Here is a 26,102-nt window from a genome sequence, read left to right as displayed (position 1 = left end):
CCCCCATGGACACCTATTTTCCGAGCCGGGCCGCGTTCGCCTCACGCCGTGAAAAGACCTCCGCCTGGCGGTCGGCCATCTCCCGGAGGGCGGACTTGCGGGCGCGGGCTGGAAGGCGGTCAAGGTAGAGGCGGCCGTGGAGGTGGTCGGTCTCGTGCTGGAGGCAGCGAGCGAAGTAGCCGTGGCCTTCGATGGTGAGAGGGCGGCCGTGGAGGTCGAAGCCGTGGGCGATGGTGTGGTCGGGGCGGGCGAGTTCGCGGTGGGGGCCGGGAACGGAGAGGCAGCCCTCGGGTTCTTCGAGCAGGCGGCGGTGGGTGGCGGGGGGGTCCTCCAGGACGGGATTGGCGAGGTGGCCGACGTGGCGCACGCCCCAGTCGTCGGTGATGTCCCAGACGAACAGCTGGAGGTCGACGTCGACCTGGTTCGCGGCCAGGCCGGCGCCCTCGGCGATGTGGTTGGTGGCGAACATGTCGTCGACGAGGCGGGCGAGTTCAGGGGTGCCGAAGTCGGTGACGGGGCGGCAACGGCGGTGCAGAACGGGCTCGCCGACCACGGTGATCCGGCGGACCGCGCCGCGTTCGACCTCCGCGGCGAGCAGCGGGTAGGCGTCGACGGGTTCGCCCTGGACACGGACCCGGCGGTCCTGCGGGGTGTCGGCCATGTGTGGAAAGCCTCTCTGCAACTCGCTACCTGACGGCTTGTCATTTGCTTTGCAAAGTAGCACGCTTTGCAAAGTGACCGATGAGATCAGCGAGACCTCCCACCCCCTGCCGCCCGGCGTCCGCAGGCCCCTGCCCGACCACCCCGTCCGAATCGCCCTGCTGGACCTGCTGGCCGAGGCCGGCACCGTGACCTCCACCGAGGCAGCAGCGCGGCTCGGGCTCAGTTCGGGCCTTTGCTCGTTCCACCTGCGGCAGTTGGCCCGCTACGGCCTGGTCGAGGAAGTCCCGCAGGGTGGCCGCGCCCGGCCGTGGCGCCTGCGCTGGGAGACCGACGCCACCCCCGCACCGCACCCCGTCCACCCGCCGGAGGAAGCCGCCGGTCCGTTCACCGCCGTCCTGCACCTGACGCCCGCCGAGGCCGACGAACTCCAGCACGCCGTACGGAAGTTGCTCACGAAATACGCCGACCGCGAGCACCGCCCGCGGGGCGCCCGACCGTACGCCGCGGCAGCCAGGATCGTCCCCCTGCTGCCCGGCTGAGCACCGCGCGGAGGGCGACGAAGGTCGCCCCCGGGGGATCCGTTCGGGGCTTCTGGGGGCCGGCCGGTGCTGCCTAGCGTGGCTCGCAGGACAGAGCCTCGCGAGGTCGGAGGGAGAGCACCGATGGGCGTCGTACCCGAGCGCAGAACGGGGCCGGACAGGGTCGCACTCCTGCCGGGCACGGACAAGGACAAGGACAAGGAGCAGGCGGGGGCGGAGAGTTGGCGCTCGCCGTACCGGTCGATGCCGGATGCCGAGCGCTCCGCGCTCTGGCGGCGCAGGCTGCACGAGGCGGAGGCGGGGCTGACCAGGTACCTGGTGAGTCTCGGCGATCAGCCGCAGCTCGCGGAGTGGTTCGCGTTGCAGGGCGAGATCTTCGCCGATCTGCCGGACGGGGCCGCGCCGTCCGCGCAGTGGCAGCGGTTGTTCTTCCGCGGGCAGGCGCTGATGGAGCGCTTCCTGGTGCGGCACTACGGCGAGCAGGTGCTCGCGGCGTGGGCGGCGTCCAACGCGGAGGTGCACCGCACCGTCGAGCCGGACCACGGCCGGGGCGCGGCGGATCCGATCCACCGGATCGCCCGGCAGGCCGAACTGTACGGCTCCGACTACGAGTTCGACGACGCCGCGCCGCCCGGACCGCGGCAGGCCGCGCTGACCATCACGCACTGCGCGATCTGGGACTACCGCGAGCAGGCCCGCCGCAGCGGGGTGACGATCACGCTCGCCTCGCCGTGCACGTACTGCACGCACGCGCTGTCGGCGAACGTCCGCGCCAAGGGCTTCCGCCCGTCGCACCGCCTGCTCTCGGGGCCGACCGGCCACGGTTGCCACTGGGAGGCGCGCGCCGAAGAAGAGGCCGACGAGACGACGGGGGCGTCCTGATGTGCGGAGTGACGGGCTGGCTGGACTGGGCGGAGGATCTGCGGCTGCGCGCCGGGACGGTCCGCCGGATGACGGAGACCCTGGCCTGCCGGGGTCCGGACGCGGACGGGGTGTGGCTGTCGCGGCACGCGGCGCTCGGCCACACCCGGCTGGCGGTGATCGACCTGGCGGGCGGGCTGCAGCCGTTCGCGGACGGCGAGCCGGTACGCGCGGTGCTGGCGTACAACGGCGAGCTGTACAACCACCGTGAGTTGCGCGCCGAGTTGGAGGCGCACGGGCACGTGTTCCGGACCCGCTCGGACACCGAAGTGGTGCTCCGCGCGCACCTCCAGTGGGGGCACCGGGCGCCGGCCCGGTTCAACGGGATCTTCGGGTACGCGCTGTGGGACGCCCTGCGCGAGGAACTCCTGCTGGTGCGCGACCACTTGGGCATCAAGCCGCTGTACTGGCACCGGCACGCGAACGGCGTACTGTTCGGCTCCGAGCCGAAGGCGGTGCTCGCGAACCCTTTGCTGCCCGCCGAGTTGGACGCGTCCGGCATCGCGGAGCTGTTCGCGCTGCCGGCCGCACCGAGCCCGGGGCACGGGCTGTTCCGGGGCCTGCGGGAGGTCCGGCCCGGACACCTGGTGCTGGCCAACCGCCAGCGAGTCAGCGAACTCCCGTACTGGCAGCTGGAGTCGGCCCCGCACGGGGACGACGAGCGGACCACCCGGGCCACCGTGCGGGCGCTGCTCGCGGACGCGGTGGAGCGGCAACTGGTCAGCGACGTCCCGCTGTGCACGCTGCTGTCCGGCGGCGTCGACTCCTCGGCGATCACCGCACTCGCGGCGGCCGCCCGGGAGCGCGACGGGCACGACAAGATCACCAGCTTCTCGGTGGACTTCCCCGGCAGCGCCGACCGCGCCCCCGACGCCTGGCGCACCGGCCAGGACGCCCCGTTCGTGCAGGCCGCCGCCGCGCACATCGGCACCGTGCACACCAGCGTGCTGATCCCCGACGACGACCTGCTGGACGCCCGCGACGCGGTACTGCGGGCCCGCGACCGGCCCGGCTGGGGCGAGATGGACGCCTCGCTGCACCTGCTGTTCCGCGAGGTGCGCCGCCGCTCCACGGTCGCACTGTCCGGCGAGGCCGCGGACGAAGTCTTCGGCGGCTACCCGTACTTCCACGACGCCCCGGCGCTCGCCTCCGGCACCTTCCCGTGGCTGCACGGCCGCACCACCCCGGCCGCGCTGCTGCGCCCGGAGGTGCGCGCCGAGGTCCGGCCGGCCGAGTACACCGAGGCCGCGTACCGGGGCAGCCTCGCCTCGGTGCCCCGGCTGGACGGGGAGGACCCGGCGGCGGCGAAGGTGCGGGAGACCTTCCACCTGGCGCTGACCCGCTGGCTGCCGCCGCTGCTGGACCGGGTGGACCGGGTGTCGATGTCGGTCGGCCTGGAGGTGCGGGTGCCGTTCTGCGACCACCGGCTGGTGGAGTATCTGTGGAACGTGCCATGGGAGTTGAAGTCTCCCGGCGGCCACCCCAAGGGCCTGCTGCGGGACGCGGTGCGCGACCTGCTGCCGCCGCAGGTGGCGGACCGTCCGAAGTCCGGCTACCCGTCCACCCCGGCGGTGCGCTACACCGAGGTGCTGACCGCCCGCGCCCACGAACTGCTGGCCGACCCGGGCGCGCCGGTGTTCGACCTGGTGGACCGCGCGCTGGTGCGCCGCCACCTCGCCGAGAGCCGGCCGCTGCCGAGCCCGCGCACCGCGCCGAACCCGGTCGGCGGCCTGGACCACCTGGTGCAGGTCGACGAATGGCTGCGCGCCTACCGGGTCGGCCTGCGGTGAGCGCGCCGGCCCGCGCGGCGCTCACGGAGGCCGCGTTCCGTTCGGCCGCCCGGCACTGGCCGACCGGCGTCGCCGTGCTCACCGTCCGCTGGGCGGGCGTCGAGTACGCGAAGACCGTCTCCTCCTTCAGCACCCTCTCGCTCGACCCGCCGCTGATCGGCGTCGCCGTCTCCCACCGCAGCCCGCTGACGGCCGCGGTGCGCGCGGCCGGGCACTTCGCCGTCACCGTGCTGGGCGAGCAACAGGCCGCGCTGGCAAGCCGGTTCGCCACCCCGGGCGCGGGCCGGGCGGTCGGGCACTTCACCGACCTGACCGTCCTCGCCGACCCGCCCGACGCGCCCGTCCCGGCCGGCGCGCCCGCCTGGTTCGACGCCCGGCTGCACGCCGAACTCCCGGTCGGTGACCACCTGTTGCTGGTCGGCGAGGCCCTCGCGGTCGGCGAAGGCACCGACCGCCCGCTGCTGCACCACGCCGCCCGCTACCGGCAGCTCGGCCCAGAGCTCCCCCGAAATGACCTTCCAGCGCAAGGAGTTGACGCATGAGCCAGTCACCCCCGGAGCCGCGCGGCCTGCTCACCGGCGCCCGCTACCTGGCCGAACTCGACGACGGCCGCGAGCTGTACCTGGACGGGCAGCGCGTCGCCAATCCGGCCACCCACCCGGCGTTCCGACCGGCCGCCGAAGAACTGGCCCGCCTGCTCGACCTGCAACACCAGCCCGAACACCGCGAGTTGCTCACCTTCAAGGACCCGGACACCGGCCTGCGGCTGGCCCGCGCCTACCAACCGCCCACCAGCCTCGAGGAGTTGCGCGTCCAGCGCCGCAGCGCCGAGTTCTGGCACGCCGAGGCGCTCGGCCAGCAGGGCCGCTCCCCCGCCTTCATGGCCTCGATCGCCGTCGGCGTGCACGACTTCCGCCACCAACTGGCCTCCGCCGACCCCCGGTTCGGTGCCAACGCCGAGGCCTGGTACCGGCATTGCGCACAGAACGACCTGGTGCTCTCACACGCGCTCGGCGACCCGCAGATCGACCGGTCGGCCAGCCCGCTGGACGATCCCGACCTGGCGCTGCGCGTCCTGTCGGAGAACGAGCAGGGCATCGTGGTGCGCGGAGCGAAGCAGCTCACCACGCTCGCACCGCTCGCACACGAGGTGCTGGTGTACCTGTCGGCGTCCTTCACCCAGGGCCGCGCCGAGCAGTTCGTGGTGTGGTTCGCGCTGCCGCTGAACACCCCCGGCCTGATCACCCTGGCCCGCGAACCGCTCGGCACCGCCCCGTGGGGTCACGGCCACCCGCTCGGCGCCCGCTACGACGAGCAGGACGCGATGCTGTTCTTCGACGACGTCCTGGTGCCGTGGGACCGGGTGTTCCTGCTCCGCGACGCCGACCTGGCCCGCCGCGGCCTGGCCCGGATCAACGCCTGGAGCGCGTACGTCGGCCACATCCGCTACCGGGAGCGCCTGCGCACCCTGCTCGCCACCGCCACGCTGCTCGCCGAGTCGATCGGCGTCAGCCAATTCCGCAACATCCAGGAGGACTTGGGCCGCCTCGCCGGCTACGCCGAACTCACCGAGTACTTCCTCGACGCCGCCGAGAACCGCGGCGCGCTCACCGACGCCGGCCTGTTCGCCCCCGGCGACACCTTCGCCTCCCGGGTCTGGTCCGCCGAAGTCGCGGGCCACGCCGTCGAGATCGTCCGCAAGATCGGCGCCTCCGGCCTGCTCATGCAGCCCTCCCCCGGCGACCTGGCCAACCCGCGGCTGCGCCCGCACCTGGACCGCTACATGCGCGGACGGGACATCGGCGTCGAGGACAAGTCCCGCCTGTTCAGGCTGGCTTGGGAGCTCACCGGGGACGGCTTCGGCCAGCGCCAGGACCTGTACGAGTACGTCCACCGCGGCGACCTCGCCCGCAACCGCATCACCGTCTTCCACCGCTACGACCAGTCCGCGACCAGGGCCCGGCTGCTCGCCCTGCTCAGCGACCCCACCACCGATGCCCAGGAGGCCCGCGCGTGAGCCCGTCCGCCGTCGAGATCCAGGCCCGCACCCTCGCCGGGTACGCCGACGCCAGCCGACTGCGCCAAGTCCAGGACCGCGACTGGGTGTTGGACCGCGTCACCGGCACCCCCGAGACACTGATCGACCTGGGCAGCGGCATCGGCCAGCTGCTCGCCACCGCCCTGGAACGCTTCCCCTCGCTCCGCCTCGCCGTCGGCCTGGAACGCTCCGAACACCGGATCGCCGAAGCCACCGAACGCCTCGCCCCGTACGGAAGTCGGGCCGTCCTGCACACCGCCGACCTCACCGCACCCGAGCAACTCCCGTACCGCGCCCAGGTGATCACCCAGACCTCGGTGCTGCACTGGCTGTACCCGGACGAGGACCGGATCTTCGCCTGGGTCGCCGCCCACCTCGCCCCCGGTGGACGCTTCCTGCTCACCACCTACCACCCGGCCCGCGACGCCCACGGCCTGGGCGGCGAGGACGAGTTGGTCCGCGAAGCACTCACCGCACTCGGCACCCCCGCCGCCGACGTCCCCGCGCTGCTCGCCGCGCACGGCATCCTGCCGATCGCCACCCGCACCCGCACCGTCGACGACCTGCACACCGTCCTCGCCCCGCACCTGCGCGTCGCCGGCCACGCCGAACGCGACGCCGTCGTCACCGTCGACTCCGCCGCGCAGTACGAGCACTTCCACGCCGCGACCTTCGGCGACTACTACGCCCGGGTACTGCCCGCGGAGCGCCGCGCCGACTTCTACCGGGCCGTCGGGGCCGCCGCCTGGCGCCGCCAGCACGCACACGGGCATGTCAGCCACATGCCGGTCCGCCTCTGGGAGTTGACGGCACATGAGGAGTTTGTTTCAGGAACCGGAAACCGCCCGTCACGCACCTAATGTGGGTGCCCCGACGACCCCGGAACCACCCGCGACGAGGAGCCACCCGTGTCCACCCCCGCCGTCAGTCAGGAGCTCGGCGCCTTCCTACGCGCCCACCGCGAACGCCTCCAGCCCGCCGACGTCGGACTCACCGCCACCGCGCGGCGCCGTACCCCCGGGCTGCGCCGCGAAGAGGTCGCCTCGCTGTCCGGCGTCGGCCTCGCCTGGTACACCTGGCTCGAACAGGGCCGCGTCACCGCCTCCAGGCAGGTCCTGGAGGCGGTGGCCCGCGCCCTGCGCCTGGACGCGGCGGGCCTGCGCCACGCGATGCGACTGGCCGGCTACCACGAGCCCGCCCCCACCGAACTCGCCGCCGAACGGCTCGCCGACGCGGTCCGCCCCGTCCTCGACTCCTGGCCCGCCAGCCCCGCCGCGCTGCTCGACCGGCACTTCGACCTGCTCGCCTGGAACGCGGCCTGGACGGCCCTGTGGGGCTCCCCCGAGAAGGTCGACGCCGACCGCCGCAACCTGATGTGGCTGATGGCCGCCGACCGCCACCTGCGCAGCGTCCTGCACGACTGGGAACCCCTCGCCATGAACGTCTTCCAGCACTTCCGCGCCCAGGCTGGCCCCGCGATCGCCGACCCCCGCACCGACCAGCTCTACCGCCGCCTCGAAGCCGACGCCCCCGACCTGCGCCACTGGTGGGGATGCCACACCGTCGCCGAACTCACCGCCCGCGAGGTGGTGGTCTCACCCCCCGCGAGCGGCGCCGTCCGCCTGACACTGAGCTCCTTCCACCCGGTGGACGACCCGTCGGCGCTGGTACTGCTGTTCACGCCGCGGACATCGACCGACTTTGCGCGGATGACGGACCTGATCGAGCGTCCGCTCCGGGCAACCGCGTAGCAAGGCGGGCACGGGAACACGGGCACCGGCGCAGGTCGTAGGACCAAGAGCCGATGGCCGCACGTCCCCGCCCCCGGATGGAATGGTCGAATGGATCACGCGCCGCAGCCCGAACAGCCGTACACCGGCCTCACCTCCGCCGAACGGTCCGCCTACCTCGACCGCATCGCTCTCCCCGACCCCGGCGCCCCCTCCCCCGAGGCACTCGCCCGGCTCCAGCTCGCACACCTGCGCACCGTCCCGTTCGAAAACCTGAGCATCCACCTCGGCGAACCCGTCACCCTCGACCCCCGCGCCCTGCTGACGAAGATCGTGGACCGCCGCCGGGGCGGATTCTGCTACGAACTCAACGGCGCCTTCGCCGAGTTGCTCACCTCGCTCGGTTATCGGGTGAGCCTGCTGGCCGGCCGCGTCCACGACGGCGAACAGCCCGGCCCGCCCTTCGACCACCTCGCACTGCGCGTGGACCTCGACGAACCGTGGCTGGTCGACGTCGGCTTCGGCCGCTTCAGCCGCGCCCCGCTCCGCCTCGACGCACGCACCGAACAACCCGACGCCTACGGCACGTTCCTCCTCACCCCGAACGGCCCGTACGGCGACCTGGACGTCCTCCTGGACGGCAAACCGCAGTACCGCCTCGACCCGCGCCCCTACGAACTCGCCGACTTCGGTCCGACGTGCTGGTGGCAGAGCACCTCGCCCCAGTCCCACTTCACCCGCACGCCGACCTGCTCGGTCATCACCGCCGACGACGGCCGCACCACTCTCAGCGGCAACCGCCTGATCACCACCGCCCCCACCGGGCAACGCACCGAACAACTCCTCACCGACGACGAGGCCCGCACCGCCTACCGCACCCACTTCGGGATCACCCTGGACGTGCTCCCGAAGTGAGCCCCGGTCAGCAGCCCTCGCGCTCACCCCCTCGGCCGCAGGCTCCGCGTCACCAGCCAGGCCCCGCCCGCCGCGAGCAGCGCCAGCGCGACGCCCACGATCACCGACCCGTGCGCGACGCTGCCGAAGGCGCCGATCGCCCAGGCGCCGACGCCCGTGCCCGCGTACATGGTGGAGGTGAGCCAGGCGCTGGACGTCGCCCGGTGGGCAGGGGCGACGGTGCCGGCCAGGGTCTGCTGGTCCGTCACGAAGCCGCCGGAGGCGACGAACCACAGCAGCACGCCCAGCAGCGAAAGCACCAGCCCCGGCCCGGCGACAGCAAGCGCGATGCCGGCGGCGAGCAGCAGGGCCCAGAGCGGGAGCAGCGGCAGGTCGGTGCGGCCCGCCGCGCGGGCCTTGTCGCCGAGGCGGCCGCCGAGCAGGGAGCCGGCCACGCTGCCGGCGCCGACCAGGATGCCGACCAGGCCGAGAGCCTGGACGGAGAGGTCGAAGCGTTCGCCGAGGACGGCACCGAGAAAGGTGTAGGCGCCGAGGTTGGCCGCGTTGAAGGCGGTGTTGACGAGCAGGGCGCGGCGCAGGGCGGGGTCGCGCCAGGCCGCCAGCACCGCGAGGATCGTGCCAGTGCCCGCAGCAGCCGCTCGTGGCGCGACCTGGCGGAGCAGCAGCGGGACGGCGGCGGCCGTGCCCGCGGCGAGGGCCCAGAACGCGGCGCGCCAGCCGGCCGCGCCGGCCAGCAGTCCGCCGAGGGGGACGCCGATGACCTGGCCGGTGGAGAACAGGGCCATGCCGAGGCCGAGGGCGCGGCCGCGCACCGCGTCGGGGGCGGTTTCGGCGATGTGGGCCCAGATCGCGGGTCCGGCGGCCGCGGCGGCGAGTCCGGCGAGGGCGCGGGAGAGCACCAGCAGGGTGAGGTCGGTGGAGAGTGCGGCGGCGGCGTTGGAGAGGAGGAACAGCGCGGTGCCGGCCAGCAGGGTGCGCCGTCGTCCGAACCGGTCGCTGGCCAGGCCGAGGAACGGCGCGCAGACGGCGTAGACCAGGACGTACGCGGTGACGGTGGACGCGGCGGCGGCCTCGCTGACGTGGATCGATCCGGCGATGGTCGGCAGCAGCGGGGAGACCAGGAAGGTCTCCGTCCCGAACAGGAACAGCAGCGCGAACACGCCGGCGTACCGCCACCGCCGGAAGGCCGGCGCGGCCACCGTCGTCGCGGTCTGGGGAAGATCGGACACGTCGCTCACGGCGACCACCACCTTGTCGGCGGCGCGCGGCGCGTCCTCGGACCGCGGACGCCGTCGGCCGCGCGCAGGGGGTAGAAAGGTCCGATGCGGCCATCCTGGGCAGCGGCCGGATGCGCAACCAGACAGGCGTTGGTCCTGTGACCGCCGCTCACACGCTGACGGAGTGTTCGCGTGTGCGCGGCGGCCGATGGGATAGAAGGGCCGCATGCGTGTTGTTCCGGAGTCAGTGGCGGCGGTGGTGCGTCGCGGTGCCAGGGATCCGTTCGTCGTGCAGACGGTGCGGGCCACGGTGGCGGCGACGCTGGCGTACGTGGTGGCGACCTGGCTGAGCCGGGAACCGGTGCCGTTGACGGCGCCGCTGACGGCGCTGCTGGTGGTGCAGGTGACGGTGTACTCGACGCTGAAGACCAGTGTGCGGCGGGTCAATTCGGTGGTGGTCGGGGTACTGATCGCGATCGGTTTCTCCACCGTGGTGGGCCTGTCGTGGTGGAGCCTGGGGCTGATCATCCTGGCGTCGCTGACGGTGGGGCGGTTCGTGCGGGTGGACGAGTTCGTCCAGGAGGTGGCGATCAGCGCGATGCTGATCCTGGGCGTCTCGCAGGTCACCACGCAGGCGTGGGACCGGGTGCTGGAGACGCTGATCGGCGCGGCCGTCGGGCTGCTGTTCAACGTGGTGTTCGCGCCGCCGGTGTGGGTGGACACGGCCGGGGAGAAGATCGAGGACCTGGCCCGCCGGGCCCGTCACCTGTTGCTGGACCTCGCGGAGGAGCTGGGCCGCCCGGTGCCGGTGGAGCGGGCCGCCGCGCGGCTGCACGAGGCGCGGGCGCTGGACCAGGCGATCGCCGAGGTGGACGGCGCGCTGCGGCAGGCCGAGGACAGTCTGCGGCTGAACCCGCGGATCAGCGAGGGCCTGCTGTCGCGGCTGGTGCTGCGCACCGGCCTGGACACGCTGGAGATCTGCGTGGTGGTGATCCGGGTGATCGCCCGTTCGCTGACCGACCTGGCCAAGCGCCGCGCGGCCGGCGAGCGGCTGTTCCCGCCGGACGTCGCGGTGGCGATGGAGGAGCTGTTCGCGCACATCGGCGGGGCGCTGGTGAGCTTCGCGGTGCTGGTCACCACCCAGGTCAGCCGGAACGCGGAGGAGGCCGAGCAGCGGCTGACCGCCGAACTGGCCGCCGCCTGGGCCTGCCGGGAGAACGTCGCCCAACTGCTGCTGCACCGCGTCCAGGAGGACCCGCAGGCCTGGCAGTTGCACGGCTCCCTGCTCGCCGAGGTGGACCGGATCCTGGACGAGCTGGACCTGGAGCACCGCTCCCGCCGCCTGATGGAGGAGCTCGACCGGGCCTCGGTCGCGGCCCGTGCGCGCTTCACCCGCTTCGCGGGCATCCGCCGCCTGGCCCGCGGCGAACGCCTGCGCCCCCGCCGCTCCCGCCGCCGCGAGCCGGACCGGCAGGCGGCCTGACGGTCCGTCGGAGTGGGGGCGCTCGACCGTTGGTGCGAAACGTCGTACCGGACCGGAGTGTTGTCGCGGCGGGGCGCGGAAGGCCCGGTGACCCTCGTGGGGTGTCGGCGCGGTGCCGGCAAAACCCCCGTCCACCCTCTGGAGTGCTCCATGGCCTCAACCCTGGCCGGGCGGCGCCTGCTCGCCCTGCGTGCCGGTGTCCTCGCCGGTGCCGCCGCGCTGCCGCTGGCCGCGCCCGCGGTGCCGGCGTTCGCCGCGCCCGGCGACAACGGCGACGTGAAGATCCACAGTACCGGCGTTCCGTTCAACGATCCCCGGGACGAGTCGAAGGTCTGCAAGTTCTACCTGGACGCCTTCAACTTCGACACCGTGCAGCTGATCTCCTGGGAGATCGACCAGCAGCAGCCGGCCGGCACCAGGACGCTGTCCGGCACGATCGTGCTGGCCGGCGGCACCGGCCACACCACCAACCTCTCGGTGCCGGACGGCAGTTACAAGCTCTCCTGGAGCTTCGTCGGCCAGACCGGGCCGACCAAGCAGAAGACGTTCACGGTCGACTGCGCGTCCGGCGACCCGTCCTCCCCGCCGCTCAACGATCCCGCCAGCCAGCCCGGCAACCAGCAGGGCAACCAGCCGGGCGATCAGACCGGCAGTCAGCAGGGTAACCAGCAGAGCGGTCAGACCGGCAGTCAGCACGGCAACCAGCAGGGCGGTCAGACCGACAGCCAGCAGGGCAACCAGCCGGGTAACCAGCAGGGCGGTCAGACCGACAGCCAGCAGGGCAACCAGCCGGGTGCGCACCCGGCCACGCCGCCCAAGCAGCAGGGCGACATGCCCAAGCACCAGGGCGACATGCCCAAGGGCGGGATCGCGGCCGGTGTCGGCGGCGCCTCGCAGGACCTGAACCCGGCGGAGATCGCCGTCGGCGGCTCGCTGCTCCTCGGAGCCGGATGGCTGGCGGCCCGCCGGCTGCGCCGCTCCCGCCGTTGACGGCACGTCGGCGGACTTCCCGCCGCCGCCCGGTCCGTGGCGCCGACCCGCTGGTGGTCGGCGCCACGGCCGTGGCGTTGCTGTTCGGCACCATGCTGGTGCGCGACGGCCTGTCCGGCGCCCAGCCGCCCCTGCCCGCCGGGGCCGCGGCCGACCCGTCGCACGACGGCGCGTCCGCACCGGACTCCCCCACGCTGGACCCGTCCGCGCCGCGCCGCCTTCGCATCCCGTCAATCTCCGTGGACGCCACGTTCACCGACCTCGGCCTGGACGCCAAGGGCGCGCTGGAGACCCCGCCCGCCGAGCGGGCGAACCTGGTCGGCTGGTACCGGGACGGCGCCGCGCCCGGCGAGGACGGCACCGCCGTGGTGGTCGGCCACGTGGACGACAAGCACGGCCCGGGCGTGCTCTACCGGCTCGGACTGCTGCGCCCCGGCCTGGCCGTCGCCGTCACCCGGGCGGACCGGAAGGTCGTCACCTTCACCATCGACCAGGTGCGTTCCTACCCGAAGACCGCCTTCCCGTCCGACGAGGTCTACGCGGCGACCGGCCGGGCCGAGCTGCGGATCATCACCTGTGGCGGCCACTACGACCACAAGAACGGCTACGACTCCAACACCGTGGTGTTCGCGCACCTGACGTCCAGCAGCCCGGCGCCCGCGTGACCCGCCGGGGGCCCGCCGTTCGACGTCACGCGGGCCGGGGCCGGCGGTGGCCGGGCGGCTGCGAGCAGCCTCTGCCAACACGCCGGGGGCCGAGCGAAGCAGGCCCCCGCCGACCGACGGTCGGCGTCCGTCGCTGCGCAGGGCCGCGCCGCGAGGAACCCGCCGCCAACTGACGTTCCGGGGCCCGCGTTCGAACCGCGCGGGCCGGGGCCAGCGGTGGCCGGGCGGCCGCGAGCAGCCTCTGCCGACACCCCGGGGGCCGAGCGAAGCAGGCCCCCGCCGACCGACGGTCGGCGTCCGTCGCTGCGCAGGGCCACGCCGCGAGGAACCCGCTGCCAACTGACGTTCCGGGGCCCACGTTCGAACCGCGCGGGCCGGGGCCGGCGGTGGCCGGGCGGCTGCGAGCGGCCTCTGCCGACACGCCGGGGGCCGAGCGAAGCAGGCCCCGGCCGACCGACGGTCGGCGTCCGTCGCTGCGCAGGGCCACGCCGCGAGGAACCCGCTGCCAACTGACGTTCCGGGGCCCGCGTTCGAACCGCGCGGGCCGCGCCTCGCGGGACCCGCCGCCACCCCATTCGCCGGAACCGAGGTTTGACGTCACGTCGTACCGAAGGCGGGCTTGCGCCGCCCGACGGGACGACCGGCGCCGGGTCCGGCGTTCCGCCCCCGACCCGCCAGGGTCTAGCGTTTGACGTCACGTCGCACCGGAGACGGGCTTGCGCCGCCCGACGGGACGACCGGCGCCGGGTCCGGCGTTCCGCCCCCGACCCGCCAGGGTCTAGCGTTTGACGTCACGTCGCACCGAAGGCGGGCTTGCGCCGCCCGACGAAACGACCGGCACCGGGTCCGGCGTTCCGCCCCCGACCCGCCAGGGTCTAGCGTTTGACGTCGCGTCGGGCCGCGCCGGTCAGGAACGCCGCGCCGAGCAGGGCCGCCGCGAGGGCCGCGACCAGCAGCGGGTTCGGTCCTGCCGGGTGGCCGGCGTCGCGGACGGCGCCCATGAAGTCGACCGGGGCGACGTGGTTGATCAGCAGGTACCAGAGCGGCAGGTACAGGGCCTGGAACGGGCGGTGGCTGCGGGCCACCGTGCCGAGCCCGAGGGCCAGCGCCGGGACGAACAGCGCGCCCGCCAGCCAGTGCACCGCGCCGGTGGCGTCGCCCGCGGCGAGCATCCGCAGCAGCGGACCGAGGCCGGCGGCCGCCGCCAGCAGCACGCCCGACGCCCATTCGGCCAGCAGGCGCAGGCGGGGCGCGGGGTGCGCGCCGAGCAGTTCCTCCAGGCCGTTCTCCACCTGCTGGGTGCCCAGCCGGGACCAGATCAGCACCGGCCACAACCACAGCGCGGGCAGCAGCAGCCCGGTGGCCATCGGCAGCGGCACGGCGAGCGCGGCCGCGCCGACCGCGCCGGTGACGGCCCACCAGGTCCACGGCACGCCCTGCACCAGGATCCGGGTCTGCCCGGCCAGCAGTCGCCCGAACGCCCCGGCCCGGACCGGCGCCGCGGTGGGCAGCGCCCCGAACGGCGCGGGCGCGGCCACCGCCGGTTCGTCGGCCACCGGTGCCGAGGACGTACGGCCGGGGTTGCGGGCCGGGTCGAAGCGGCCGAACCACAGCGCGGGCAGCACCGCCAGCACGGCCGCGCACAGGACGATCACCGGGCGGGTCGCCAGAAAGCCGCCGGTGAACTGGACGCCGTCCCAGACGAAGGTGTGCAGCGGCTGCGGGACCTGGGTCAGGCCGAGGCTGAACTCGCCGTCCCCGAGCGGGAGTTGCTGCCGGTTCAGGGCGTCGGTGAGGGACTGCGTCAGCTGCTGCACGCCGATCCCGCCGAGCGGGGCGTTCGCCGACTGCCCGCCGATCGCGAGCACCAGCGACAGCACGAACCAGACCACGTTGCCGAAGCCGCCCCGCAGGAGCGGCACCGTTTCGAACAGCACGGCGGCCGCGGCGGTCAGCGCGATCAGCGGCAGGGCGATCACGGCGAACGGGCCGAGCAGGGCGAGCGGGTCGACGGCGCGGTCCTCGCCGCGGACGAGTTGCAGGACCAGCGCGGTGCCGGCCAGCACGCCGAGCATCGAGCCGAGCACCAGCAGGTTGGCGAGGAACTTCGCGGCCAGGTAGCCGGCGGTGCGCAGCGGGGTGGCGGCGAGGATCTCGCCGACCCGGCCGGCGGCGTCCCGGGCGATGCCGCCGCGGACCACCCAGAACCCGCCGACGGTCAGCCACAGGGCGCCGGCCAGCGCGGTCGCGGTGCCGACCCAGGCGCTGTTGTAGACGCCCCGGTTGCCGCCGACGTCGAGGATCACCCAGTGGCTGTCGGCGGCGGGCACCGCGAGGTAGCCGAGCGCGACGGCGGCAAGCAGCGTCACCGCGTACACGGGCCGGCGCACCCGGTCGCGGAAGTCTCCGGCGGCGAGCCGGGCCAGCGCGCTCATCGCAGGGCCTCCGGCCGGGTGGGCGCGCCGTGCACGGCGGCCAGGTACACGTCCTCGAGGTCGGGCATCGCGGGCACGGCGTCCGGGGTGGGCGGGTAGCCGGCCAGGACGCGCAGGCGGACGCCGTCGGTGGTGCGCACCGTGCGGCCGACCTGGTGGCGGGCCTGCACGGCGGGCACCTCGGAGGGTGCGACCACCGCTTCCCAGACCTGCCCGTCGAGTTCGCGCAGCAGCTGGTCGGGGGTGCCGCGGCGCAGCAGTCGGCCGTGGGCGAGGACGGCGAGGTCGGCGGCGGATGCTTCGACGTCGGAGACGATGTGGGTGGACAGCAGCACGATCCGGTCGGCGGCGAGTTCGCCGAGCAGGTTGCGCAGCCGTACCCGTTCCTCGGGGTCGAGCCCGGCGGTCGGCTCGTCCACCACCAGCACCCGGGGGTCGGCGAGCAGGGCCTGGGCGATGCCGACCCGGCGCAGCATGCCGCCGGAGTAGCCGCGCAGCGGGCGGCGGACGGCCTCGGTCAGGTTGACCAGTTCGATCAGCTGGTCGATCCGGGTGCGGGCGGAGCGCGCGGACAGGCCCTTGGCGGCGGCCAGGTAGCCGAGGAACTCGCGCGCCGTCAGATTGGGGTAGACGCCGAAGTCCTGTGGCAGGTAGCCGAGTTCGCGGCGCACCCGGTCGGGCTGGGCGAGTGCGTCGGCGCCCCGGTAGCGGTAGTGGCCACGGGTGGGGCGGGTGACGGTGGCCAGGATCCGCATCAGCGAGGACTTGCCGGCGCCGTTCGGGCCGAGCAGGCCGGTGAGTCCGGGGCGCAGGGTCAGCGTGAGGCTGTCCAGGGCGCGTTTGCCGCCGCGGTACTCCTTGCCGATGCCGGCGAGTTCGATGGTCAGGTCGGTCATGGGTGGGTCTCCGTGGTTCGCGGGGCGCTGTCAGCCCTTGAGGTCGGTGGGCTTGCCGTCGCGGGTGACGGCGACGTTGCGGGGCACCTCGACGCGGAACCTGGCTTCGCAGTCGGCCAGTCCGGTGCAGCCGGCGTGCAGGTCGAGGGTGCCGTCCTCCAGCGTCCAGCTGAGCTTCTTGCTGCCGACCTGGGCGCCGGTGTCGAACCAGCGGGTGACCTTGACGTCGGTGCGGTCGGCGGGGATCAGGTCGGTTGGGTTGCCGTGCGCCTTGACGTCCAGGGTGGTGCCGGTGAACTCGAAGGTGTGTTCCTCGGGCTTGGCCTCGGAGGCGTCGGCGCAGGCGGTCAGCGGCAGCAGGGCGGCCACCGCGAGAGCGAGCAGGAGAGTCTTCGGGCGTCGGTTCACCGGTTCCTCCGGGCGGTTCGGTCGGGTGCGGTGCCGAGCCTCGCCGATCCGGGCGCGGCCGCCATCTGCCGTTCGGCAGATATCCGCGGCCTTCCGGCATTCGTGCGTCACCGTTCGCGTCCGGCATGTTGCGGACCGTTCTGCCGGGGTTTGGACTCGCGCCGTTGGACCATCCGCCCTGACGCTGGATATGTGAAGGAGGCGTGAATTCATGATCACCGAAGAACAGATCCGCTCCGTCCTGCACCACCCCGTGCACGACGCCGACGGCAACAGAATCGGCACCGCGGACCACCTTTTCCTCGACGACGCCACCGGCCGGCCGGAGTGGGTCAGCATCAAGACCGGGCGGTTCGGGTCCAACCAGTCCTTCGTGCCGATCCGCGACGCCGAGATGGTCGGGGACCACCTCCAGGTCCCGTACGGCAAGGACAAGGTCAAGGACGCCCCGAACGTGGACGTCGACCGCGGCGGCCACCTGTCCGAGCAGGAGGAGCGCCGGCTGTTCAGCCACTACGGCATCGAGTGGGACGACGCCTGGAAGGCCGCCAACGAGCCCGGCGAGGGCGGCTGGGCGCACCGGGACAGCGGGAGCGCGGCCACCACGGGCAGGTCCGAGCGGGCCCGCACGGACGAGAACACGACGGCGGCGACCAGGCCGACCATGCCGAGCGCCGGCCGGGAGTCCCCCGCCCCCGCCTCCGACATGTCCGGCACCCGGGTCACCGCCACCACCGGGACGGGCACCACCGGCGCCGCGGCCACGGGCGTGGCGGCGACCGGGGGCAGGGCCGACGCCCGGACCACCGAGGCCCGGACGGCGCGGGACGAGACGATGGCCCGGTCCGAGGAGCGGATGCGCGGCCGGGCGGGGCGGGACGACGTGATGACCCTCTCCGAGGAGCGGCTGCACGTCGGCGTCGAGCGGTATGAGACCGGACGCGCCCGACTGCGCAAGTACGTCGTCACCGAGGAGGAGCGGCAGACCGTGCCGATCCGGCACGAGGAGGTCCGGATCGAGCGCGAGCCGATCACCGAGGCGAACCGGACCGCGGCGATGTCCCGCGAACCGATCGCCGAGGCCGAGTACGACGTCGTCCTGCACGCGGAGCGCCCGATCGTGCACACCGAGGCCGTACCGGTCGAGCGGGTGCGGCTGGTGACCGAGGAGCGCGTCGAGCAGCAGACCGTCACAGGTGAGGTCCGCAAGGAACGCATCGAGGCCGAACTGCCCGACGAGACGGCCACCCGGCCGATGTCCGGCGAGGACAAGGGCGGCCGGGCCGGCCGCTGAGGGGTCGCTCCGGGGCCGCGAGCGACCGGCCTGAACGGTCGCTCGCGGCCCCGGGTGGGTCAGTAGGACACGCTGCAGGAGTCGACCGAGTTGGTCCCGGGCTGCGAGCGCCCCCGTAGCTTTCTTCGCCGATCCGTCCGGGCGGCACGGTGCGTGCGCCACCGACCGCCGGTAGGGCACCGTGGCCAGCCGGTCCATGACGGGGCGTCACACCTGGGGTCGATGTCGCTCCGCCCGCTACCGCGCCGGTTGCAGCGCGGCCGGACAGGTGTCAGGCGGTCGGGTCCCAGAGGCCGCCGGCCTCGCCGCGGGCGAGGTGTTCGGCGTAGACGCCGACCTTCCAGGAGATGACGGCGCGGCACTCCTCGAGTTCCCGGATCCGGGCGTCGACGCGCTGCCGGTGCGCTTCGAGCAGGTCGAGGCGCTCCGCTTCGTTGCCGGGGCCGGAGCGCACCAGCTCGGCGAAGCGCCTGAGTTCGGCCAACGGCATTCCGGATTCCCGGAGTTTGACGCAGATCAGCAGCCACTCGACGTCGAACGTGCTGTACCTCCGCCGGCCACCGGCGGTGCGTCCGACCGGTCCGACCAGCAGGTGTTCGCGCTCGTAGAAGCGCAGCGTGTCGATGCTGAGCCCGGTCCGTTCGGCGACCTCGCCGATGCCCAGCGGCTCTGCGGGGGTCCCGGTGGCTGTCATGGACCACAGCGTAGGACTTGAGCTGGACCGCGCTCCAGCTCGTAGCGTCCTCGCCATGACCAGCTCCGACACCACCCGAACTGCTGTGCCCGTCGCCGATCAGCGGCTGGTCGGCTCGCCCTTCTCCGCCGCCAGTACCGCCCGGGACGTGCTGGCCGGACTCGACCTGTCCGGCACGAACGCCGTCGTCACCGGCGGCTCCTCCGGGCTCGGCCTGGAGACCGCGCGGGCGCTGGCCGCCGCCGGGGCCCGGGTCGTCGTCCCCGCTCGCCGCCCCGGGATCGCCCGCGCCGCGCTCGCGGGGGTGGCGGGCTGCGAGGTGGTCCCGATGGACCTGGCCGACCTCGGCAGCGTGCGGGCCGCCGCTTCCCGGATCGCCGGTCTGCTGCCGCGGATCGACCTGCTGATGGCCGTCGCCGGGGTGATGGCCACGCCCGAGCGGCGGGTCGGGCCCGGCTGGGAGAGCCAGTTGGCCGTCAACCACTTCGGGCACTTCGCGCTGGCCTGCGCGCTCTACCCCCGACTCGCCGCGCCGGGCGGCGCGCGCGTGGTGGTGAACAGTTCGGCGGGCCACGCCCTGACCGAATTCCGTTGGCGGGACCCGCACTTCGGCACCGGCTACGACAAGTGGCTGGCGTACGGCCAGGCCAAGACCGCCAACGCGCTGTTCGCCGTGCACCTCGACGCGCTCGGACGCGGGGACGGCGTCCGGGCCTTCGCGCTCCACCCGGGAAAGATCATCACCGGCCTGCAGCGGGAGATGACGCTCCGCGAGCAGATCGACCGCGGCTGGATCGACGAGCAGGGCACGGTGATCGGCGCCGGATTCAAGACACCCTCGCAGGGCGCCGCCACCGGCCTGTGGGCCGCCACCTCCCCACTCCTCGCCGGGCACGGCGGCCTGTACCTGGAGGACTGCGAGGTCGCCGTCGCCGTCTCCCCCGGAACGCCGATGGACGACGGCGGCGTCCACACCCACGCCATCGACCCCGCTGCGGCCGCCCGCCTGTGGGAACTCTCCCTCGCCGCGACCGGCGCAGCACCGATCCCCGGCTGACGCCGCCCGCTCAGGCGCCGGGGGTCACCAGCCCGCTCTCGTAGGCCACCACGATGGCCTGGGCGCGGCTGGCGAGGCCGAGTTCGGAGATCACGCGGTTGGCGAACAGCCACACCGCGCCCGTCCCGATCAGCGGCTGCGCCGGCGCCACCTCGACGCTCACCCTGGCCGCGAACCCCGCCGCCAGCCACAGGCCCGCCGACAGCGGCACGGCAACCCTGGGGTTGACCCCGGTGCGCGCGTGACACCGCAGGTGGGGGATCGTTGGAGTTCGCACGAACGATTTTCCGGGGCCCGTTCCTGGAATCCGAAAACGAACGAAGGAGACCCTCATGATCTTCATCGCGGTGAAGTTCACCGTCCGCCCCGAGCAGAGCGACAAGTGGCTGGACCTGGTCGCCGACTTCACGGCCGCCACCCGCAACGAACCCGGCAACCTGTTCTTCGAGTGGTCGCGCAGCGTCGACAACCCGCACCAGTTCGTCCTGCTCGAGGCCTTCGCCGACGACGAGGCCGGCTCGCAGCACGTCAACTCCGCGCACTTCAAGGACGCCATGGACAAGATGTCCGGCGCGGTCGCCACCATCCCCGAGATCGTCAACATGAAGGTCCCCGGCAACGGCTGGTCCCAGATGGCCGAGGTCCAGCCGCGCGGCTGACCACCCGGTCCGCATCGGGCGCCGTCGGTATGATCCGGACGATGAGGATTCGCGCCGGGGGCGCCCGGGACGCCGGCGAGATCGCCCGGCTCCACACGTCGAGCTGGCAGCACGCGTACGCGGCACTGATGCCCGCCGAATACCTGGCCGGGCCGCTGGCCGCCGAGCAACTCGCCCTCTGGGAACGGAGATTGAGTGGCGAAGACGGCCACTTGGCGCTGGCGGAGGACGGGCCGGTGCTCGCCGGTTTCGCCTACCTGGTACCGGAGCCGGACGGCCGGGTCCTGCTCGACAACCTGCACGTCCGGGCCGGACTGATCGGCTCCGGGGTCGGACACCGCCTGCTCACCCACGTCTTCGACCGAATGCTGCACCGGCACCCGGGCCAGAGCCTCTACCTGGAGGTACTGGCCGACAACACCCGGGCCATCGCCTTCTACGAACGCCACGGCGGCACGCCCGTCGCCCACCGCGAGGTGGACTTCCCCGGCTTCCGGCTCCCCGGCTACGAGTACGCCTGGCCCGCCCCGGCGATCGCCGAACGGGCGGCCGGAGCGGGCTGAGAGCAGACCGGGGACGGGGGCGGTTCAGTCCTCGGGGATGCCGCCCTTGCCGTCGTCGTTGCGGTATCCGTTGTACTCGCCGGTGACCCAGTCGACGGAGGTCGGGCGTTCGCCGGTGCCCCCGCGGCAGTACTCGTGGACCGCCGCGGCGATCAGCGGCATCGGCAGGACGCTGGCGGGATCGAATTGCGCGCCGGTGTGGTCGTCCGCGACCAACGCCGGCTCGGCGCCCGAGGGGTGGGGGTTGTCGGAGAGCCAGAGCCAGTCGTGGATTCCGCCCTTGTGGCCGACGTTCAGCCACGACAGGGCTCCGTATTCGCCTGCTTCGTCGACCGTCACACAGAGCTCGGCGCTGCGGTGCTCGGCTCCCGGTTCGCGGAAGCAGAACGCTGCCTGGCTCCCGGCTGCCGCGCGGAGGGCCTCGGCGACCATGGTCTCGGTCTCCTCCGCGTCGGCAGGGCGCCTGGCCTCTCGGTCGTACCAGATCTCCAGAATCACGGCCGGCCGCTCCCTGCCGGTGCCGCAGGGGAGCGCCGCGCGGCGGCGGGCATGCTGAGGTGCACTGTGGACATCCGATCCTGAGCCCCCGCGCTGCCGACGGCAGGGCGGGGTGTGACGATTCGTCGAGCCGCCGGCGATTCTTGCCCGGCCCACCGACAATCCGCTCAGCAGTCGTCTATTCGGTGCGGATCCGGTAGGCGCGGGTCAGGGCGGCTACGTGTTCGGCGACCTCCGTCTCGGTGGGGGCGTTCAGCAGGACGAAGCCGGTCTGGGTGGCGGAGTGCATGGCGCCGGTCTCGAGCTCGCCGATTCGGGCGCGGATTTCGACGTGGGTGACGCCGGGGAGGGCGCGGAGGTCGGCCTCGGTGGACAGTTCGACGATGGTGCCCTGGGGGCGGGGCAGGAAGTAGACGGCGGAGCAGCCGTCCATGGTGTGGGCGTCGACGGCCGGGGATTCGCCGAGGGCGGTTTCGATCAGGACGTGCCACGGGTCGATGCCGTGGTGGTGGGCGACCAGGTCGGCGATGCCGCCGCCGCCCGGGCGGCAGGAGACCTCGCCGATCAGGAAGCCGGTGGAGGTCTGGAACACCTCGAGGTGGGTGACGCCGCCGGTGAGGCCGAGGGCGGCGACGGCCGCGTCGTGCAGGTCGCGAATCTCCTTGGCGACGGGGTCGTCGACGGGCACCGTGTAGGAGCCGACCAGGTCGCCGACGGCCTGGAGCAGCGGGGTGAAGTACTTGGCGACGGAGGCGAACCGGACCTCGCCGTCCACCACCATGCCGTCGCAGTGGTATTCGGTGGCGATGTCGACGAACTCCTCGGCGATCATGGGGTAGGGCGAGGTGCGCAGCGACAACGTCCGTTCGGAGGTGGCCAGTTCGGCGAGGTGTTCGGCGCTGTGGACGGCGAAGATGTCCTCGCTGCCGCCGCCGAGGGCGGGCTTGACCACGACGGGCCAGCCGAGTTCACGGGCGGCTTCGGCGGCGTCGTCGAACGAGCCGAGCAGCCGGAACCGGGCGACGGGCAGGCCGGCGGCGTGCAGGCGCTGCTTCATCACGTACTTGTTGGAGAAGGCGTTGGCGGTCTCGTAGCCGACGCCGGGGATGCCGAAGTAGGAGCGGACGTACCCGGCGGCCTGCAGGCTGTACTCGGACGGCGAGACCACGTGCTCGAAGGCGTTGCGGCGGCGGATCTCCAGTGCGGCCAGCCGGACCTGGGTGAGGTCCTCGACGTTGTCGACGTAGGTGACGTCGGTGTCCTCGCGGTAGAAGCCGCGGTAGTTGGGGCTGGTGATGACGGACAGCTGGAGGTCGGTGCGGTCCTGGAGCCGGCGGGCCGCGACGTCGCCGCTGGTGTTGACGAGGAGAACCCTCTTCACTGTGCGATCCTCTCTTCGATGACGGGCGTCAAAGTCGGTTCGGGCGGCCCGGGTTGGCGCATCGTCGTCCAGAGCAGGAAGGCGGCGCCGACGGCGAGGGTGACGGGGGCGAACACCAGGGCGGAGCTGCCGAGCGAGATGGTGAGGCCGAGTACCAGCGAGGACGCCGGGACGGCTCCGGTGACGAAGGTGCGGATCACCGCGTTGACGCGGCCGGACAGGTGGTCGGGGATGGCCTGCTGCCGGTAGCCCATGACGGCGGCGTTGATGCCGCCCTCGCCGAGGCAGAGCACCGCGAACCCGCCGACCATCACGACCGGCCACGGGGTGAGCAGGCCGAGGGTGCCGATGCCGCACACGCCGAGGCAGATCGCGAGTTGGCGTTTGCGGTCGTCGCCGATCAGCACCCGCGGGGCGAGCCAGGCGCCGATCGCGGCGGCCACCGCGGCGATCGACATGGCGATGCCGAGGGTGCGCGCCGACCATTCCCAGTCGCTGCGGCCGACGGTGATCAGTGTCGATTCGAGGGCGCCGGCGCCGACGTTGTACAGCGCGGTGACGAGTGTCAGCCGGCGCAGGTCGGCACGCGAGCGGAAGAACGCGACGCCCTCGCGGAGCATGGCGACCAGCGAGGACTCGGTGGGCTCCTGCCGGGCGTAGGGCATGCCGAGGGTGGTGAGCGCCGTCAACAGGAAGGTGACGGCGTCGAGTTCGAGCGCCCAGGTGGAGCCGAGGCCGGCGATGATCAGGCCGGCCAGCGCGGGGCCGACGAAGCGGGCGGCCAGCAGCAGGGCGGTGAACTGGGCGGACGCGCGGTCGAGCCGCTCGGCGGGCACCAGCAGCGGGATCAGGCCGTAGTCGCCGGCCACGTCGGAGACCACGTTGGCCAGGCCGATCACGAACAGCGCCAGGAACACCGCCCAGGTCAGCGAGTGCCACAGCGCCAGCGGGATGGCGGCGACCGCGAGGCCCTGGACGACCTCGCCGAGGGCGAACAGCACCCGCCGGTCGTAGCGGTCGATGAACGGGCCGAGCAGCGGCGCCAGCAGATACGGGAGGTTCTGCGCGGCGACGCTCAGCACCGCGAGCAGCGGGGAGCCGGTGGACTGGAGCAGCGCCAGCGGGACGGCGACGTAGAGGAAGGTGTTCCCCATCGTCGAGACCGCGGAGGCGCCGGTGAGGAGCCAGAACGATTTCACCGGGCGGACCGCCCGGTGGGTATGACGGAGCGTTCGAAGAGGCCGGCCGGGGGCATCCGCGAATCCCTTCTCGTGCGGTGGCCGGGCGCTGCCGCGAGTGGCGGGCGCCCGGCCGGGGATGGGGCGTGGTGTCTGGGCGCGTCGCGGTCAGCCGGCCTCCCGGCGGGCGAGGCCCTGGGCGGCGGCGGCGCGCAGCAGCGCCGCGACCGTGCGGGCGCGGACGGCGCCGGGGCGGGTCGGGCCGGGGGCCGGGCGGGTGGCGGCGCGCAGCAGCCGGGTGTCCACGCAGAGGATCTCGGCGAGCAGCCGCAGTCCGGCGTCGGGCTCCGCCAGCCGGGCGGGCACGGGCGGCTCGAACTCCTCGGCCAGTTCCCGCAGTTCGTCCGGCCCGTACTGCTCGGGGTTGCCCAGCAGGGCGAGCCAGCCGAGGTACAGCGCCCGGCGGTCGCCGGCCGCCAGGCCCGCCCGGACGCCGGCCAGCCGCTCCAGCGGGTGGTCGGCCCTGGCGCCGCGGCCGGCGAAGTCGGTGCGGAACGCGACCAGGCAGTGTTCGCCGACCGTCCACGCCTCGGCGCCGTACTGCTGGGCGAGGTCCGGTGGGACGCCGCCCCCGGGCAGCCGGAAGATCACCTCCCGGGTGCCCCAGGGCGAGGCGGCGAGGTGGATGTCGAAGTGCCGTTCCATCAGCCGCCTCGGGTCGGTGCGGAACACGCCGATCGCGGTGCTGGTGAGCAGCGAGGCCGCTGCCGGGCCTTCGCCGGAGCGGGTGTCGTCGACGGTGAAGAACCGGTACGTCATGCCTTGCTTCCTGGCCTCGGTGCGGGTGCGCGTGCGGTCGCCGGGTGGTGCGCCAAGTGGTGCGCCGGTGCCGCGGTCGGTTCCTGGTGTCACAGCTGCGCGACGCCGTCGAGCAGGCGGCCGATTTCGGCGTCGGTGTTGTAGTAGTGCACGGAGGCGCGGACCACCTCGGTGGGCTTCTCCGGGTGGGTGTCGAACTTGGCGGCGGACGGCCGGGAGAGCAGGGTGATCACTCCGGCGGCGCGCAGGCCGTCGACCAGGTGCTGGGTGTCGCGGCCGTCCTTGGTGAAGGTGACGAGGCCGCTGCGGACCTGCCCGCGGTCGTGCACCCGGACGCCGTCGAGGGCGGAGAGCCCGGCGCGCAGCTGTTCCGCGAGGGTGTCGATGCGTTCGCGGATCGGACCGATGCCGAGCTCGAGGGCCTCGTCCACGGCCGCGCCGAGGCCGAGCAGGTCGGCGACGCCGCGTTCCCAGCTCTCGAAGCGGCGGGCGTCGGGGCGGATCTGGTAGCGGTCGGGGCCGGTCCAGGTGGCGGCGCGCAGGTCGAGCACCGGCGGCTCCAGGGTGGTGACCACCTCGCGGTCGACGTACAGGAAGCCGGTGCCGCGCGGGCCGCGCAGGTACTTGCGGCCGGCGGCGGACAGCAGGTGGCAGCCGATCTCCCGTACGTCGAGCGGGAGTTGGCCGGCGGACTGGCAGGCGTCCAGCAGGTAGAGCGCGCCGGCCCGGCGGGCCAGTGCGCCGATCTCGGCGGCGGGCTGGACCAGGCCGTTGTAGGTCGGCACGTGGTTGACGGCGACCAGCCGGACGCCGCCCTGGTCGAGCATCTCGGCGAGCGCGTCGAGGTCGACCTGGCCGTGCTTGTCGTCGGGGATCGGTTCGACGGAGACGCCGAAGCGCTGCTTGGCCTGCAGGTACCCCAGGCCGTTGGACGGGTATTCGCTGCGCGAGGTGAGGATGCGGTCGCCGGGGCGGAACGCGATGGAGTAGAACGCCATGTCCCAGGCCCGGGTGGCGCTGTCCACCAGGGCGATCTCCTCGGGCCGGGCGTTCAGCAGCCGGGCCACCGAGGTGTACACCGCCTCGACCCGGTCGTCCTCCTGCTCGGCCGCGGCGTAGCCGCCGAGGCGGCTCTCCAGCGTCAGGTGGTCGATGACGGTGTTGGTGACGTGTTCGGTGCGCAGCGCGGCGCCCGCGTTGTCGAAGAAGGCGGTTTCGGTGCAGCCGGGCGTCCGTGCCCGCAGGTGCGTGATGTCCATGGTGCCAACT

Annotated in this window: 27 protein-coding genes; 15 read left to right on the top strand and 12 right to left on the bottom strand. The window is 73.5% G+C overall.

The genetic code is table 11. The features are described 5' to 3' along the window. Positions 1-13: 13 nt before the first annotated feature. Positions 14-661 (bottom strand): peptide deformylase, encoded by a 648-nt coding sequence (def, locus tag ACFYST_RS01815; RefSeq protein ID WP_387859195.1) that lies wholly within the window; start codon positions 659-661, stop codon positions 14-16. A 73-nt stretch (positions 662-734) separates the two neighbouring features. Here def and ACFYST_RS01810 point away from each other — a divergent pair, with 73 nt between their 5' ends. The 8 genes from ACFYST_RS01810 (at position 735) to ACFYST_RS01775 (ending at position 8,596) form a co-directional block, all read left to right on the top strand. Then, positions 735-1,202 carry a helix-turn-helix domain-containing protein gene (locus ACFYST_RS01810; protein WP_387859193.1) on the top strand — a complete coding sequence of 156 codons (468 nt, stop codon included), beginning with the start codon at positions 735-737 and terminating at the stop codon, positions 1,200-1,202. Positions 1,203-1,325: 123 nt separating this feature from the next. Continuing rightward, positions 1,326-2,084 (top strand): hypothetical protein, encoded by a 759-nt coding sequence (locus tag ACFYST_RS01805; protein WP_387859192.1) that lies wholly within the window; start codon positions 1,326-1,328, stop codon positions 2,082-2,084. Continuing rightward, positions 2,084-3,913, top strand: a complete 1,830-nt coding sequence (gene asnB / locus ACFYST_RS01800; RefSeq protein ID WP_387859190.1) for an asparagine synthase (glutamine-hydrolyzing) — start codon at positions 2,084-2,086, stop codon at positions 3,911-3,913. The genes ACFYST_RS01805 and asnB overlap by 1 nt, the downstream gene beginning before the upstream one ends. After that, positions 3,910-4,455, top strand: a complete 546-nt coding sequence (locus ACFYST_RS01795; protein ID WP_387859188.1) for a flavin reductase family protein — start codon at positions 3,910-3,912, stop codon at positions 4,453-4,455. The genes asnB and ACFYST_RS01795 overlap by 4 nt, the downstream gene beginning before the upstream one ends. Continuing rightward, on the top strand, positions 4,452-5,930 hold the full coding sequence (locus ACFYST_RS01790) for a 4-hydroxyphenylacetate 3-hydroxylase family protein (RefSeq protein ID WP_387859186.1): 1,479 nt from the start codon (positions 4,452-4,454) through the stop codon (positions 5,928-5,930). The genes ACFYST_RS01795 and ACFYST_RS01790 overlap by 4 nt, the downstream gene beginning before the upstream one ends. Beyond that, positions 5,927-6,811, top strand: a complete 885-nt coding sequence (locus tag ACFYST_RS01785; protein WP_387859184.1) for a class I SAM-dependent methyltransferase — start codon at positions 5,927-5,929, stop codon at positions 6,809-6,811. The genes ACFYST_RS01790 and ACFYST_RS01785 overlap by 4 nt, the downstream gene beginning before the upstream one ends. Before the next feature lie 48 nt (positions 6,812-6,859). Then, positions 6,860-7,702, top strand: coding sequence for a helix-turn-helix domain-containing protein (locus ACFYST_RS01780; RefSeq protein ID WP_387635808.1), 843 nt, complete (start codon positions 6,860-6,862; stop codon positions 7,700-7,702). A gap of 90 nt (positions 7,703-7,792) precedes the next feature. Continuing rightward, positions 7,793-8,596: an arylamine N-acetyltransferase gene (locus ACFYST_RS01775; protein WP_387859182.1), complete on the top strand. Its 804-nt coding sequence runs from the start codon at positions 7,793-7,795 to the stop codon at positions 8,594-8,596. Positions 8,597-8,619: 23 nt separating this feature from the next. On the opposite strand, the gene ACFYST_RS01770 is transcribed toward ACFYST_RS01775, so the two are convergent. Next, entirely contained in the window at positions 8,620-9,834 is a 1,215-nt protein-coding gene (locus ACFYST_RS01770) for an MFS transporter (protein WP_387635813.1), read from the bottom strand. A 205-nt stretch (positions 9,835-10,039) separates the two neighbouring features. Between ACFYST_RS01770 and ACFYST_RS01765 the strand changes: the two genes are divergently transcribed. The 3 genes from ACFYST_RS01765 (at position 10,040) to ACFYST_RS01755 (ending at position 12,951) form a co-directional block, all read left to right on the top strand. Beyond that, positions 10,040-11,296 (top strand): aromatic acid exporter family protein, encoded by a 1,257-nt coding sequence (locus ACFYST_RS01765; protein WP_387859180.1) that lies wholly within the window; start codon positions 10,040-10,042, stop codon positions 11,294-11,296. Positions 11,297-11,446: 150 nt separating this feature from the next. Then, positions 11,447-12,286: a hypothetical protein gene (locus ACFYST_RS01760; protein ID WP_387859179.1), complete on the top strand. Its 840-nt coding sequence runs from the start codon at positions 11,447-11,449 to the stop codon at positions 12,284-12,286. Further along, entirely contained in the window at positions 12,283-12,951 is a 669-nt protein-coding gene (locus ACFYST_RS01755) for a class F sortase (protein ID WP_387859178.1), read from the top strand. Before ACFYST_RS01760 ends, ACFYST_RS01755 begins: the two co-directional genes overlap by 4 nt. An 875-nt stretch (positions 12,952-13,826) precedes the next feature. Here ACFYST_RS01755 and ACFYST_RS01750 read toward each other — a convergent pair. From ACFYST_RS01750 to ACFYST_RS01740, 3 genes are read right to left on the bottom strand one after another with little or no spacing between them, the layout of a single operon-like run. Beyond that, entirely contained in the window at positions 13,827-15,386 is a 1,560-nt protein-coding gene (locus ACFYST_RS01750) for a hypothetical protein (RefSeq protein ID WP_387859176.1), read from the bottom strand. Further along, positions 15,383-16,282 carry an ABC transporter ATP-binding protein gene (locus tag ACFYST_RS01745; protein WP_387859174.1) on the bottom strand — a complete coding sequence of 300 codons (900 nt, stop codon included), beginning with the start codon at positions 16,280-16,282 and terminating at the stop codon, positions 15,383-15,385. The genes ACFYST_RS01750 and ACFYST_RS01745 overlap by 4 nt, the downstream gene beginning before the upstream one ends. A gap of 30 nt (positions 16,283-16,312) precedes the next feature. Beyond that, positions 16,313-16,690, bottom strand: coding sequence for a hypothetical protein (locus tag ACFYST_RS01740; RefSeq protein WP_387859173.1), 378 nt, complete (start codon positions 16,688-16,690; stop codon positions 16,313-16,315). Between the two features lie 211 nt (positions 16,691-16,901). Between ACFYST_RS01740 and ACFYST_RS01735 the strand changes: the two genes are divergently transcribed. Then, positions 16,902-17,984, top strand: coding sequence for a PRC and DUF2382 domain-containing protein (locus ACFYST_RS01735; protein ID WP_387859171.1), 1,083 nt, complete (start codon positions 16,902-16,904; stop codon positions 17,982-17,984). 271 nt (positions 17,985-18,255) lie between these two features. Here ACFYST_RS01735 and ACFYST_RS01730 read toward each other — a convergent pair whose 3' ends face one another. Next, a complete protein-coding gene (locus ACFYST_RS01730; protein WP_387859169.1) occupies positions 18,256-18,678 on the bottom strand; it encodes a MerR family transcriptional regulator in 423 nt (140 codons plus the stop codon). A gap of 55 nt (positions 18,679-18,733) precedes the next feature. Between ACFYST_RS01730 and ACFYST_RS01725 the strand changes: the two genes are divergently transcribed. Continuing rightward, the gene (locus tag ACFYST_RS01725) at positions 18,734-19,735 is read left to right on the top strand and encodes an oxidoreductase (RefSeq protein ID WP_387859168.1); all 1,002 of its coding nucleotides are present in this window, start codon (positions 18,734-18,736) and stop codon (positions 19,733-19,735) included. A 10-nt stretch (positions 19,736-19,745) separates the two neighbouring features. Here the strand turns inward: ACFYST_RS01725 and ACFYST_RS01720 are convergent, their stop codons facing one another. After that, a complete protein-coding gene (locus tag ACFYST_RS01720) occupies positions 19,746-19,946 on the bottom strand; it encodes a hypothetical protein (RefSeq protein WP_387859166.1) in 201 nt (66 codons plus the stop codon). Between the two features lie 121 nt (positions 19,947-20,067). Here ACFYST_RS01720 and ACFYST_RS01715 point away from each other — a divergent pair, with 121 nt between their 5' ends. Both ACFYST_RS01715 and ACFYST_RS01710 read left to right on the top strand, forming a co-directional pair. Then, on the top strand, positions 20,068-20,394 hold the full coding sequence (locus ACFYST_RS01715) for a putative quinol monooxygenase (RefSeq protein ID WP_387635843.1): 327 nt from the start codon (positions 20,068-20,070) through the stop codon (positions 20,392-20,394). Positions 20,395-20,435: 41 nt separating this feature from the next. Continuing rightward, positions 20,436-20,957, top strand: coding sequence for a GNAT family N-acetyltransferase (locus tag ACFYST_RS01710; RefSeq protein WP_387859164.1), 522 nt, complete (start codon positions 20,436-20,438; stop codon positions 20,955-20,957). 24 nt (positions 20,958-20,981) lie between these two features. Here ACFYST_RS01710 and ACFYST_RS01705 read toward each other — a convergent pair whose 3' ends face one another. From ACFYST_RS01705 to ACFYST_RS01685, 5 genes are all read right to left on the bottom strand, one after another. Then, the gene (locus ACFYST_RS01705) at positions 20,982-21,455 is read right to left on the bottom strand and encodes an Imm1 family immunity protein (RefSeq protein WP_387859162.1); all 474 of its coding nucleotides are present in this window, start codon (positions 21,453-21,455) and stop codon (positions 20,982-20,984) included. Positions 21,456-21,633: 178 nt separating this feature from the next. Beyond that, entirely contained in the window at positions 21,634-22,836 is a 1,203-nt protein-coding gene (locus tag ACFYST_RS01700; RefSeq protein WP_387859160.1) for an ATP-grasp domain-containing protein, read from the bottom strand. Further along, entirely contained in the window at positions 22,833-24,035 is a 1,203-nt protein-coding gene (locus ACFYST_RS01695) for an MFS transporter (protein ID WP_387635852.1), read from the bottom strand. Before ACFYST_RS01695 ends, ACFYST_RS01700 begins: the two co-directional genes overlap by 4 nt. Before the next feature lie 147 nt (positions 24,036-24,182). Beyond that, positions 24,183-24,833 carry a hypothetical protein gene (locus tag ACFYST_RS01690; RefSeq protein ID WP_387859158.1) on the bottom strand — a complete coding sequence of 217 codons (651 nt, stop codon included), beginning with the start codon at positions 24,831-24,833 and terminating at the stop codon, positions 24,183-24,185. 89 nt (positions 24,834-24,922) lie between these two features. Next, positions 24,923-26,092 carry an aminotransferase class V-fold PLP-dependent enzyme gene (locus tag ACFYST_RS01685; protein ID WP_387859156.1) on the bottom strand — a complete coding sequence of 390 codons (1,170 nt, stop codon included), beginning with the start codon at positions 26,090-26,092 and terminating at the stop codon, positions 24,923-24,925. Positions 26,093-26,102: the final 10 nt, after the last annotated feature.

Origin of the sequence: Kitasatospora sp. NPDC004614 (assembly GCF_042873675.1) — a bacterium.
GTDB lineage: Bacteria > Actinomycetota > Actinomycetes > Streptomycetales > Streptomycetaceae > Kitasatospora.
The sequence above is the reverse complement of the archived record's forward strand: the minus strand, read 5'-3'. Positions and strand labels throughout refer to the sequence as shown.

Excerpts from the sequence above, each read along its gene's own strand:
- def (WP_387859195.1), bottom strand. The coding sequence starts at position 661 with ATGGCCGACACCCCGCAGGACCGCCGGGTCCGTGTCCAGGGCGAACCC.
- ACFYST_RS01805 (WP_387859192.1), top strand. The coding sequence starts at position 1,326 with ATGGGCGTCGTACCCGAGCGCAGAACGGGGCCGGACAGGGTCGCACTC.
- asnB (WP_387859190.1), top strand. The coding sequence starts at position 2,084 with ATGTGCGGAGTGACGGGCTGGCTGGACTGGGCGGAGGATCTGCGGCTG.
- ACFYST_RS01790 (WP_387859186.1), top strand. The coding sequence starts at position 4,452 with ATGAGCCAGTCACCCCCGGAGCCGCGCGGCCTGCTCACCGGCGCCCGC.
- ACFYST_RS01775 (WP_387859182.1), top strand. The coding sequence starts at position 7,793 with ATGGATCACGCGCCGCAGCCCGAACAGCCGTACACCGGCCTCACCTCC.
- ACFYST_RS01765 (WP_387859180.1), top strand. The coding sequence starts at position 10,040 with ATGCGTGTTGTTCCGGAGTCAGTGGCGGCGGTGGTGCGTCGCGGTGCC.
- ACFYST_RS01760 (WP_387859179.1), top strand. The coding sequence starts at position 11,447 with ATGGCCTCAACCCTGGCCGGGCGGCGCCTGCTCGCCCTGCGTGCCGGT.
- ACFYST_RS01750 (WP_387859176.1), bottom strand. The coding sequence starts at position 15,386 with ATGAGCGCGCTGGCCCGGCTCGCCGCCGGAGACTTCCGCGACCGGGTG.
- ACFYST_RS01745 (WP_387859174.1), bottom strand. The coding sequence starts at position 16,282 with ATGACCGACCTGACCATCGAACTCGCCGGCATCGGCAAGGAGTACCGC.
- ACFYST_RS01735 (WP_387859171.1), top strand. The coding sequence starts at position 16,902 with ATGATCACCGAAGAACAGATCCGCTCCGTCCTGCACCACCCCGTGCAC.
- ACFYST_RS01730 (WP_387859169.1), bottom strand. The coding sequence starts at position 18,678 with ATGACAGCCACCGGGACCCCCGCAGAGCCGCTGGGCATCGGCGAGGTC.
- ACFYST_RS01725 (WP_387859168.1), top strand. The coding sequence starts at position 18,734 with ATGACCAGCTCCGACACCACCCGAACTGCTGTGCCCGTCGCCGATCAG.
- ACFYST_RS01715 (WP_387635843.1), top strand. The coding sequence starts at position 20,068 with ATGATCTTCATCGCGGTGAAGTTCACCGTCCGCCCCGAGCAGAGCGAC.
- ACFYST_RS01710 (WP_387859164.1), top strand. The coding sequence starts at position 20,436 with ATGAGGATTCGCGCCGGGGGCGCCCGGGACGCCGGCGAGATCGCCCGG.
- ACFYST_RS01690 (WP_387859158.1), bottom strand. The coding sequence starts at position 24,833 with ATGACGTACCGGTTCTTCACCGTCGACGACACCCGCTCCGGCGAAGGC.
- ACFYST_RS01685 (WP_387859156.1), bottom strand. The coding sequence starts at position 26,092 with ATGGACATCACGCACCTGCGGGCACGGACGCCCGGCTGCACCGAAACC.